The 9412-nt window shown below is 68.8% G+C and carries 13 protein-coding genes; 6 read left to right on the forward strand and 7 right to left on the reverse strand.

Annotated elements, in window-relative coordinates; translation table 11 throughout:
• A partial coding sequence (locus tag RMO04_RS09975) for a prolyl oligopeptidase family serine peptidase (RefSeq protein ID WP_309644633.1) occupies window positions 1-2050 on the reverse strand: 2050 nt, incomplete at its 3' end.
• A gap of 82 nt (window positions 2051-2132) precedes the next feature.
• Here RMO04_RS09975 and dapF point away from each other — a divergent pair.
• The 3 genes from dapF to RMO04_RS09990 are packed head-to-tail and all read left to right on the forward strand — an operon-like array spanning window position 2133 to window position 4695.
• On the forward strand, window positions 2133-2960 hold the full coding sequence (gene dapF / locus RMO04_RS09980) for a diaminopimelate epimerase (protein WP_309644634.1): 828 nt from the start codon (window positions 2133-2135) through the stop codon (window positions 2958-2960).
• Entirely contained in the window at window positions 2888-4225 is a 1338-nt protein-coding gene (gene mtaB / locus RMO04_RS09985; RefSeq protein WP_405041482.1) for a tRNA (N(6)-L-threonylcarbamoyladenosine(37)-C(2))-methylthiotransferase MtaB, read from the forward strand. The genes dapF and mtaB overlap by 73 nt, the downstream gene beginning before the upstream one ends.
• Entirely contained in the window at window positions 4222-4695 is a 474-nt protein-coding gene (locus RMO04_RS09990; protein ID WP_309644636.1) for a GFA family protein, read from the forward strand. Before mtaB ends, RMO04_RS09990 begins: the two co-directional genes overlap by 4 nt.
• On the opposite strand, the gene RMO04_RS09995 is transcribed toward RMO04_RS09990, so the two are convergent.
• Window positions 4688-5341 carry a trimeric intracellular cation channel family protein gene (locus RMO04_RS09995; protein ID WP_309644637.1) on the reverse strand — a complete coding sequence of 218 codons (654 nt, stop codon included), beginning with the start codon at window positions 5339-5341 and terminating at the stop codon, window positions 4688-4690. The genes RMO04_RS09990 and RMO04_RS09995 overlap by 8 nt on opposite strands.
• Before the next feature lie 47 nt (window positions 5342-5388).
• On the opposite strand from RMO04_RS09995, the gene ftsY reads away from it, so the two are divergent.
• From ftsY to RMO04_RS10010, 3 genes are all read left to right on the forward strand, one after another.
• On the forward strand, window positions 5389-6324 hold the full coding sequence (gene ftsY, locus RMO04_RS10000) for a signal recognition particle-docking protein FtsY (protein ID WP_309644638.1): 936 nt from the start codon (window positions 5389-5391) through the stop codon (window positions 6322-6324).
• Complete coding sequence (locus tag RMO04_RS10005) at window positions 6321-6929, forward strand: inner membrane-spanning protein YciB (RefSeq protein ID WP_309644639.1); 609 nt, start codon at window positions 6321-6323, stop codon at window positions 6927-6929. The genes ftsY and RMO04_RS10005 overlap by 4 nt, the downstream gene beginning before the upstream one ends.
• A gap of 109 nt (window positions 6930-7038) precedes the next feature.
• Window positions 7039-7578, forward strand: coding sequence for a MarR family transcriptional regulator (locus RMO04_RS10010; RefSeq protein ID WP_309644640.1), 540 nt, complete (start codon window positions 7039-7041; stop codon window positions 7576-7578).
• Here RMO04_RS10010 and RMO04_RS10015 read toward each other — a convergent pair.
• The 5 genes from RMO04_RS10015 to RMO04_RS21180 form a co-directional block, all read right to left on the reverse strand.
• Window positions 7575-7814 (reverse strand): hypothetical protein, encoded by a 240-nt coding sequence (locus RMO04_RS10015; RefSeq protein ID WP_309644641.1) that lies wholly within the window; start codon window positions 7812-7814, stop codon window positions 7575-7577. The genes RMO04_RS10010 and RMO04_RS10015 overlap by 4 nt on opposite strands.
• A 60-nt stretch (window positions 7815-7874) precedes the next feature.
• Window positions 7875-8393, reverse strand: a complete 519-nt coding sequence (locus RMO04_RS10020; protein WP_309644642.1) for a DsbE family thiol:disulfide interchange protein — start codon at window positions 8391-8393, stop codon at window positions 7875-7877.
• Window positions 8390-8533, reverse strand: coding sequence for a heme exporter protein CcmD (ccmD, locus tag RMO04_RS10025; protein WP_309644643.1), 144 nt, complete (start codon window positions 8531-8533; stop codon window positions 8390-8392). Before ccmD ends, RMO04_RS10020 begins: the two co-directional genes overlap by 4 nt.
• A 1-nt stretch (window position 8534) precedes the next feature.
• Window positions 8535-9263, reverse strand: a complete 729-nt coding sequence (gene ccmC, locus RMO04_RS10030; RefSeq protein WP_309644644.1) for a heme ABC transporter permease CcmC — start codon at window positions 9261-9263, stop codon at window positions 8535-8537.
• A 9-nt stretch (window positions 9264-9272) separates the two neighbouring features.
• The coding region (locus tag RMO04_RS21180; RefSeq protein ID WP_405041483.1) for a thiamine pyrophosphate-dependent enzyme at window positions 9273-9412 on the reverse strand (140 nt) is incomplete at its 5' end.

The raw sequence follows: 9412 nt of genomic DNA on the forward strand, positions 1-9412 counted from the left end.
AGTCGACCAGCTTCTGGCTGAGATAGACGTAGTGCCGCGCCCAGCGCCGGGCGTTCAGCTCGGGGTCGGCGTCGTTGGCGTGGCCGCCGAAGGTGTTCTCGAAATAGAGGTAGGGGTAGCCGAGCGCCTCCATCTTCGCGGCGAACTTCCTGGCGTGGCCCGGATGGACACGGTCGTCGCGGGTGTTGGTGGTGATGTAGGGCTCGGGGTATTTCTGGCCGGACTTCAGGTTCAGATAGCCGTCATACTTGGCGATGAAGGCGTGGTCGGCGGGAACATCGGGGTTGCCGTATTCCCCGACCCATGACGCGCCGGCCGACAGCTTGTGATAGCGCAGCATGTCGGTCAGCGGGCTCTCCACCACCACGGCGTTCCATAGCTCGGGATGCTGGGTCAGCGACACGGTGGTCAGCACACCGCCGTTGGAGCGGCCATAGATGCCCAGGCGCCGCGCCGAGGTGATCTTGCGCGCCGCGAGGTCTCGAGCCACGGCGGCGAAATCGTCGAAGGCGAGCTGACGCTTCTCGCGCAAGACAGATTGGTGCCAGGCCGGGCCGAACTCGCCGCCGCCGCGGATATTGGCGATCACATAGGCGCCGCCGCGTTCCAGCCAGATCTTGCCCATCTCGGGGATGTAGATCGGCGGCTTGGCCACCTGGAACCCGCCGTAGCCGTAGAGGATGGTCGGGATCGATCCGTCGAGCTTGGCGGCCTTCGGGCGGACCACGAAATAGGGGATCCTGGTCCCGTCGCTGGAGGTCGCCCAATACTGGTCGACCTGATCCTTGGAGGCGTCGAATCGCGCGGGCAGCGCCCTGACTTGAACCGCCTTGCCGCTCGCGCCGTCGGCCAGCCACAGGCTGTTGGGCGACAGGAAGCTCTCGGCGGCGACGAAGAGTTGGTCGCTCTCCCCGGAGGTCGAGCCCAGGGTGAGCGTGGCGTCCCCGGGCAGGGTCAGGCGCTGAGCGGCCCACTTGCCGCCCTTGCGATCATAGACGTCGATCGCCCCCTTCACGTCCTCGAGCAGTTCGACCGCCAGCATGCCCTTGGTGTCGGACACGTTCTGGATCGCCTGCCGGGGGCCGGGCTGGAAGATCAGCTCGGGCTTCAAGGACTTGGAGTCGAGGCCGATCAGGGCGCCGCTTTGGAAGCCGGACCACGGCTCCTGCAGGGTGAAGACCATCTGGCCGTCCACATAGGCCTGATACTGGGCCTTGGGCGGCAAGGGCGTCGGCGTCAGCTTGCCGCCGACATGGATGTTGTATTCGGACTCGAAGAACGACAGGCCGCGCTGGATCAGCACCCCGTCGATCCGTCCGCCCTCGCCACGCAGGACGCTGGGCTGGGCCCAGACGTCTTCCGTCTTGCCGCGATAGATTTCGCGCGCCTCGCCTGCGCGGGTCAGGATCTTCAGGACGTAGGGATAGCCCGAGGCGGTCACCTCGCCCGGGGTCCACTCGCGGCCGACGACCAGGGTATCGGCGTCCAGCCAGTCCACGTACTGCTTGCCCTCGGCCAGGCGGAACCCGCCCTCGACAAAGGCCTTCTTCGTCGTGTCGAACTCGCGCAGTTCGACGGCGTCGCCACCGCCATTGGAGAGCCGGACCAAGCAGAGCGTCTCCGCCGGCTTCACGCAGATCGCGCCCTTCCAGAACCAGTTCTTGCCCTCGGCCTTGGCCAGTTGGTCGACGTCGAGCACCACGTCCCAGGCCGGTTGGTCGGTCCGATAGGAGGCCTGTGAGGTATGCCGCCAGACCCCGTGGGTGTTGGCGGCGTCCTGCCAGAAGTTGTCGATCCCGCCGGCGCGGAAGCTGGGTTGCGGGATGCGGTCTGTGGCGGTGAAGATCGCCCGGCCCTCCGCCAGGAATGGCGCGTAGCGGGCGTCGCCCTCCAGGCGCTTCGTGGACTTGGCGTTCTGCGCCTCGACCCAGGCCATGGTCCGTGGCGAGTCGATATCCTCGAGCCAGATGAACGGGTCGGCCGGGCCTTGCGCGAAGGCGGCCGGGGCGATGAGCAGGGCGCCTGCGAGCGCCGTGGAAAACAGCTTCATGGCGTCATGGATAAATCGGCCGGGCAGGGTCTGTCTCGTCAAAGGTGATCGGCGGACGTTTCTCGCCTATATAGCCCCGGCCATGAGCCGTCCGTTCCTGAAGATGAACGGGCTCGGCAACGACTTTGTCGTGGTCGAGGCCCGATCCGCGCCGTTCGCGCCGACGCCTGAAGAGGTGCGCGCGATCGCCAGCCGCCAGTCCGGGATCGGCTGCGACCAGCTTGTCTCCATCGAGGCTTCGGATCAGGCCGACGCCGCCGTGCGCTTCTGGAACGCCGACGGCGAGGAGGTCGGCGCCTGCGGCAACGCCAGCCGTTGCGTGGGTTGGCTGCTGATGGAGGCCTCGGGCCGTGACAGCGCGGTGATGTCGACCGCAAGCGGCCTGCTCACCGCCACGCGCGCCGGCGACAAGGTCGTCAGCGTCGACATGGGTGCGCCGGGCCTGGACTGGACCCAGATCCCGCTGGCCGAGGACATGGACACCAAGGGGATCGAGCTGCAGGTCGGCCCCATCGACGCACCGATCCTCCACACCCCCGGCTGCGTCTCCATGGGCAATCCGCACGTGGTGTTCTTCGTGCCCGATATCGAAACCGCGCCGGTCACCCAGGTCGGCCCGATGATCGAGCATCACCGGCTGTTCCCCGAAGGCGTCAACGTCGGGTTCGCCCAGGTGATCGCCCGCGACCGCATCCGGCTGCGGGTCTGGGAGCGCGGCGCCGGCCTGACCAAGGCCTGCGGCACCGGCGCTTGCGCCGCCCTGGTGGCCTGCCATCGGCGCGGCCTGACGGACCGTATCGCCACGCTGGAATTGGATGGCGGCGAGTTGACCATCGAATGGCGCGAGAGCGACGGCCATGTGATCATGACGGGTCCGGCCCAGGTGGATTTCACGGGAACGCTGCCGTGAAGCCCGACGTCGACATCGTCACCTTCGGCTGCCGCCTCAACGCCTATGAGAGCGAGGTCATCCGCGCGCGCGCCTCGGAGGATGGGCTTTCCAACGCCATCGTGTTCAACACCTGCGCGGTGACGGGCGAGGCCGTGCGCCAGGTGCGCCAGGCGATCCGCAAGGCCCGGCGTGAACGTCCCGACGCCAGGCTGATCGTCACCGGCTGCGCGGCCCAGATCGATCCCTTGGCCTTCGCCGGCATGGCCGAGGTCGACCTGGTGCTGGGCAACGCCGAGAAGTCCCAGGCCGGCGCCTATTCCGCCGCGGCGCCCGAGGGCCGGGTTCGGGTCAACGACATCATGAGCGTGCGCGAGACCGCCGGTCACCTGATCGACGGGCTCAAGGACCGCGCCCGGGCCTATGTGGAGGTGCAGAACGGGTGCGATCACCGCTGCACCTTCTGCATCATCCCCTTCGGCCGGGGCAATTCCCGCTCGGCCGCCGCCGGCGAGGTGGTCGAGCAGGTCCGCAAGCTGACCGCCCAGGGCTATCTCGAGGTGGTGCTGACCGGCGTCGACATCACCAGCTGGGGGTCCGACCTGCCGGGCCAGCCGACGCTCGGCCAACTGGTCGCCCGCATCCTGAAGCTGGTCCCCGAACTGCCACGCCTGCGCCTGTCGTCCATCGACGCGGCCGAGATCGATCCGGACCTGATGCGGTGCCTGGCCGAGGACCCGCGGCTGATGCCGTATCTGCACCTGTCGCTGCAGGCCGGCGACGACATGATCCTGAAGCGCATGAAGCGCCGCCACCTGCGCGCCGACGCCTTGATGCTGATCGCCGATGTTCGCGCCGTGCGGCCTGACACGGCCTTCGGCGCCGACTTCATCGCGGGGTTTCCGACCGAGACCGAGGAGATGTTCGAGAACACTCTTCGCCTGGTCGACCAGGGGGGCCTGTCTTTCCTGCATGTGTTCCCATTCAGCCCGCGCCCTGGAACGCCGGCGGCGCGAATGCCGCAACTCCAGCGCCCAGTGATCAAGGACCGCGCCGCGCGCCTGCGGGCGGCGGGCGAGGCGGCCTTGGTCCGGCACCTGGAGCGGCAGGTCGGACGAACGGTCACCGGGCTAGTCGAACGCGACGGCGTGGCCCGGGCCGAGGATTTCACCGAAATCGCCTTCACCGGCGAGGCCGCCGTGGGCGCCATCGTCCCCATGACCATCACCGGTCACGCGGGCGGCAAGGCCCTTGGGAAGGTCGCGGTTCTGGAGGCGGCGGAATGAGCAGCGTGTCCGGCGGATGCCAATGCGGCGCGGTGCGTTTCAGGGTGAGCGGCGACCTGGGCCGCCCCTCCATCTGTCACTGCCGCATGTGCCAGAAAGCCTTCGGAAGTTTCTACGGACCGCTCGTCTCGGTGAAGGTCGCCGAGCTGGAATGGACCCGGGGCGGACCAAAGCGGTTCGCCAGCTCCAACAAGGTGTCGCGGGGCTTCTGCGGCGATTGCGGCACGCCGCTGACCTATGAGTGGAGCGCCCAGGTCATCGAGCTGGCCATCGGCGCCTTCGACGATCCGGCGCCCCTGCGGCCGGTGATCCAGATGTCGCTGGGAAGCGCTCTCCCGTGGGTGGCGGAGATGGGCGACCTGCCGGTGAAGTCCCTCGCGGAGGTGGCGGAGAGCCAAGCCTTCTTCGATGGTATCGTCAGCCATCAGCACCCCGACCACGACACGGCGGAATGGCCGCTGTCTAGGTAGGCTCGTCGCCCTCCGGCCGCCCCCGATCACGCCCCCGTCCAGGGAATCCAGGCAGGCTCCAGCCCCAGAGGATCGCGCCCGTCCGGATCACGAAGGCGGCCAGGAAACCCGCGATCCCGGCGGGGACCGACGGCAGGCCCGCGAGCTCCAGCACCACGAAGACCCCCGCGCCGACCATGGCGCAGGTCACGTAGATCTCGCGTTTCAGCAGGATGGACGGTTCGTGCGCCAGGACGTCGCGGATCACCCCGCCGAAGCAGGCCGTCAGCGTCCCCATGACCACGGCGGAGAAGGGGGGCACGTCCAGGGCGCCCGCCTTGGCCGCGCCGACCACGCAATAGGCGGCCATACCCAGCGCATCGAGCCACAGCAGCACCCGCATCCGCGCCTGTCCGGCGCCGAACACCCAGACGGCGAGGGCGGCGGCCAGGCAGGCCAGGATGTAGCCAGGACGGTCCACCCAGAAGACCGGCGCGCCGATCAGCAGGTCGCGCAGGGTTCCGCCGCCGACACCCGTCACGGCCGCGAAGAAGCCGAACGTGATGATGTCGTGCTTCTGCCGTGCGGCGGCCAGGGCCCCCGTGGCGCCGAACACGGCCACGGCCCCGTAGTCGAGCCAGACGAGGGTGGCGGCGAGCGCGTCCATGGGCAAACCTCTATCGCGCAACGCCTTGACCCGCTAGAAGCCCGCCCATGACCGAACCGAAAAAGGGCTGGCTCCAGCGTCTGACCAGCGGGCTGTCGCGCTCGTCGAAGCAGATGACCGAGCAGGTGGTCTCCACCTTCACCAAGCAGCCGCTGGACCAGGCCAAGCTGGACGAGCTGGAGGAGATGCTGATCGAGGCCGATCTCGGCCCGCACTCGGCCGCCCGCATCACCCAGCGGTTCTCCGACGCCAAGTTCGGCAAGAGCGTCGACGAGCAGGAGATCAAGGAAGCCCTGGCCGAGTACATCGGCGCCGAGCTGGAGACCCGCGAGGGGACCTTCGAGCCCCTGTCGGGCCCCAAGCCCTATGTCGTGCTGTTCATCGGGGTCAACGGGTCGGGCAAGACCACGACGCTGGGCAAGATCGCCGCCGACCTGACCGGGCGCGGCGCCAAGGTGCTGGTGGTGGCCGGCGACACCTTCCGCGCCGCCGCCGTCGAGCAGCTCAAGGTCTGGGCCGATCGGGCGGAGGCCGACTTCATGTCGCGGCCCACCGGTTCGGACGCCGCCGGCCTGGCCTTCGACGCCATCGAGACCGCGCGCGCCAACGGCCACGACGTGGTGCTGATCGACACCGCCGGCCGCCTGCAGAACAAGCAGGGCCTGATGGACGAATTGCTGAAGGTGATTCGGGTGGTGAAGAAGACCCTGCCCGACGCGCCGCACGAGACCCTGCTGGTTCTGGACGCCACGGTCGGCCGCAACGCGCTGGCCCAGGAAAACATCTTCGGCAACCAGATCGGCGTGTCGGGGATCGTCATGACCAAGTTGGACGGCACCGCCCGGGGCGGGGTGCTGGTGCCCGTGGCCCAAGCCAGCGACAGCCCCATCAAACTGATCGGCGTGGGCGAGGGGATCGAGGACCTGCAGCCCTTCAAGGCCCGCGCCTTCGCCCGAACCCTCGTCGGTCTGGAGGACGCATGACCCTGTCGCCAACCGCCCGCAAGTGGGTGCGCGGGATCGTCGACTTCGGCGGCCTGGCGGCCTTCCTCGCCGCCTTCGTCTATTTTCGCGCCACCGGCGTCATCCAAGCCGAGGCGCTCAGCCAGGCGACCTGGGCGCTGGTGGCGGGCTCGGCCGTGGCGCTGCTGATCGGCTTCGTGGTCGAGCGCCGGATCGCGCCCTTCCCGCTGATCGGCGGGGTGGCGGCGCTGTTCTTCGGGACCCTGTCGCTGGTGTTCCACGATCCCCGGCTGCTGAAGATCAAGCCCACGGTGATGAACACCGCCTTCGGGGTGATCCTGCTGGCGGGCCTGGCGCTGCGGAAGAACCCGCTCAAGCTGCTTATGGGCGACTCGATCCAGATGCCGGATGAGGGGTGGCGCAGGCTGACCCTGCACTACGGACTGTTCTTCCTGGCGCTGGCGGCTCTCAACGAAGCGGTCTGGCGCACCCAGCCAGACGACATCTGGGTTGCGTTCCGCTTCCCCGGAATCCTGGTGATCACGGTGCTGTTCTCGTTCGCCCAGGTGCCGCTGATGATGAAATACGCCAAGACCGACGAGCCGCCGCCGCCGCACGTCGAATAGGATTGGCGCGACCCCTGGCGGTTGCGCCGCCCACGGACCATCTGTCGTCAAATCGACACCGTGACGCGTTAGCGTCAGCGTGCGGATGACGCGGAGATCGGGGCGAGCCATGGCCAAGACCAAGTCGAACGACAAGCCGGGCAAGGGGCTGCCGGCCCTGGACCGTTCGCCCAGCCATCTCCTGCATCGGGCGTTGCAACTGGCGCTGGACATCTATGCCGACGAACTGGGCGCGGGTGCGATCACCCAGCGTCAGTACGCGGTGTTGGCGGCGGTGGAGGCCCATGAGGGCCTGACCCAGACCGACCTGGTGAAAATCACCGGCATCGACCGCTCGACCCTGGCCGACATGGCCGCCCGGATGATCGCCAAAGGGCTGCTGGAGCGCCAGCGCTCGACCTCCGACGCGCGAGCCAACGCCGTCAGCCTGACGGAGCCTGGTCGCACGGCTCTGGAAGAGGCCAGGCCCAAGATGGCCAAGGCCGACGCCCGGCTGCTGAAGCTGTTGGGCCCGAACAAGCGCGAGACCCTGGTCGGCGCATTGCGCGACCTGGTCCGCGCCGGCGAGCCCGAGGAAAAAGCGCCGAAGGCCGAGAAGCCGAAGAAGGCCGAGAAGCCGAAGAAGAAGAAGGTGAAGAAGGCGGCTTAGACCCGGATATCCAGCAACGACCCCGGCCGCAGGATCTTCTCCGGCGGATCGGCAGGCAGGTTGGTCGGGATTTTCTGAACGGGCGCGGACGGCGGCGCCATCACCGCCTGCGCCTGAGGCGCGGCCTTGCCGAGGGCGGCTTCGAAGAACGCCCGCTGGCCCGCATTGCGCGACGGCTGGATCGCCGGGCCGGGCGTCTGGGCTTGCGGGAAGATCGGCGGGCGGACCGTGCTCACGGGCGGGCCTTATGGTTAATCAAGTCTTGGCGAACCTGCCGCAGCCGCCTCAAGGTTTGGTTAACGCCGCGCCTTGGCCAGCAGGTTTCGGGCGTCCGCCGGGGTCAGCGGCCCGGTGTGCTTGGCCAGGATCACACCGTCGGCGCCGACCAGATAGGTCTCGGGCACGCCGGTGACGCCCAGTTCGATCCCGGCGCGGCCGTCGCGGTCCACCAGCCGCTCGGCGAAAGGATCGCCGAGCCGGCCGAGGAAGGCCTTGGTGTTATCCGGCGCGTCCTTGTAGGCGACGCCCACGATCCGCACGCCCTGGCTCTTCAGGCCGACCAGCACCGGATGCTCGATCTCGCAGGGGGCGCACCAGGAGGCGAAGATGTTGACCAGTGTCGGTCCCTCGCCGAGCGCCGTGCGCAGGGGGGCAGGCCGTCCGTCGTCCAGGCGGGGCAGGGTGAGCTCTGGGACGGGCTTGCCCACCAGGGCGTCGGGCTGCACCTGGGGGTCGCGCTTCAGCGAATAGACACCGAACAGCAGGGCCAGGGCCGCCAGGGCGACCAGCGGCAGGATCGCTAGCCAGCGGCTCACCGGTCGCCCTTCTCCGCCTGGCGCCGCCAGCGGCGGGCGCGGGCCAGGGTGGCCCAGATCATGGCGGCGAACACCGCCAGCGTGATCGCATAGGCGGGCCAGACAAAGGCCGCGTACTTTCCGGCGTCGAGGTCCAGCATCTCAGCTCCTGGCCGCGCGCAGGGCGGCCGCCTCGGCCCGGCGCCGCCAGACCTGGGCGCGGATGCCCACCAGCCACAGCGAGCCGAAAGCCGAGGTATAGGCCAGGGCCATCAGGCCGAGCGGCCAGAGGTAGACGGCGGGCATGGCCGGGCCTTCGTCGCGGAACACCGAGGCGCCTTGGTGCAGGGTGTTCCACCAGTCGACCGAGAACTTGACGATGGGCAGGTTGACGATCCCCACCAGGGCCAGGATGGCGGCGGCGCGGGCGGCCTTTGTCTCATCGTCGAGCGAGGCGCGCAGGGCCATATAGGCGAGGTACAGAAGCAACAGCACCAGGACCGAGGTCAGGCGCGCGTCCCAGACCCACCAGGTTCCCCACATGGGCGCGCCCCAGAGCGAGCCGGTGACCAGGGCCAGAAACGTGAAGGCCGCGCCCAGAGGGGCGGCCGCCTGGGCCGCGGCGTCGGCCAGGGCGTGACGGAAGACGAGCGACAGGAAGCTCGCCCCCGCCAGGCACGCATAGACGAACATGCTCATGTAGGCGGCCGGCACATGGATGAACATGATCCGGACGGTGTCGCCCTGCTGGTAGTCCTCGGGCGAGGTGAACCCCAGCCACAGGCCCGCGGCGGCAAGGCCGGCCGCCAGGACGCCGAACATCGGCGCGGCCCAGCGGGAGAAGGCCATGAACCGCTCGGGGTTCGACAGGAAGGCCGGCGCCGGGATCATCCTGGCGGATTAGACCCCGGCGCGCGCGCGGGCAACTGCCGTCTTCGTCACGGCGTAGCCTGCGAGGACATCGTTGCCGTCCGCCTGGTCCCCGGGAACGCCGTAGCCGTTGGCCTGGTCGTCGAACTGCCTGGCCGCGGTCTGCTTTG

The organism is Phenylobacterium sp. (assembly GCF_031412415.1).
Lineage (GTDB): Bacteria > Pseudomonadota > Alphaproteobacteria > Caulobacterales > Caulobacteraceae > Phenylobacterium.

Coding starts and splice junctions, on each gene's coding strand:
- dapF (WP_309644634.1), top strand. CDS start 2,133: ATGAGCCGTCCGTTCCTGAAGATGAACGGGCTCGGCAACGACTTTGTC.
- mtaB (WP_405041482.1), top strand. CDS start 2,888: ATGGCGCGAGAGCGACGGCCATGTGATCATGACGGGTCCGGCCCAGGT.
- RMO04_RS09990 (WP_309644636.1), top strand. CDS start 4,222: ATGAGCAGCGTGTCCGGCGGATGCCAATGCGGCGCGGTGCGTTTCAGG.
- RMO04_RS09995 (WP_309644637.1), bottom strand. CDS start 5,341: ATGGACGCGCTCGCCGCCACCCTCGTCTGGCTCGACTACGGGGCCGTG.
- ftsY (WP_309644638.1), top strand. CDS start 5,389: ATGACCGAACCGAAAAAGGGCTGGCTCCAGCGTCTGACCAGCGGGCTG.
- RMO04_RS10005 (WP_309644639.1), top strand. CDS start 6,321: ATGACCCTGTCGCCAACCGCCCGCAAGTGGGTGCGCGGGATCGTCGAC.
- RMO04_RS10010 (WP_309644640.1), top strand. CDS start 7,039: ATGGCCAAGACCAAGTCGAACGACAAGCCGGGCAAGGGGCTGCCGGCC.
- ccmD (WP_309644643.1), bottom strand. CDS start 8,533: ATGCTGGACCTCGACGCCGGAAAGTACGCGGCCTTTGTCTGGCCCGCC.
- ccmC (WP_309644644.1), bottom strand. CDS start 9,263: ATGATCCCGGCGCCGGCCTTCCTGTCGAACCCCGAGCGGTTCATGGCC.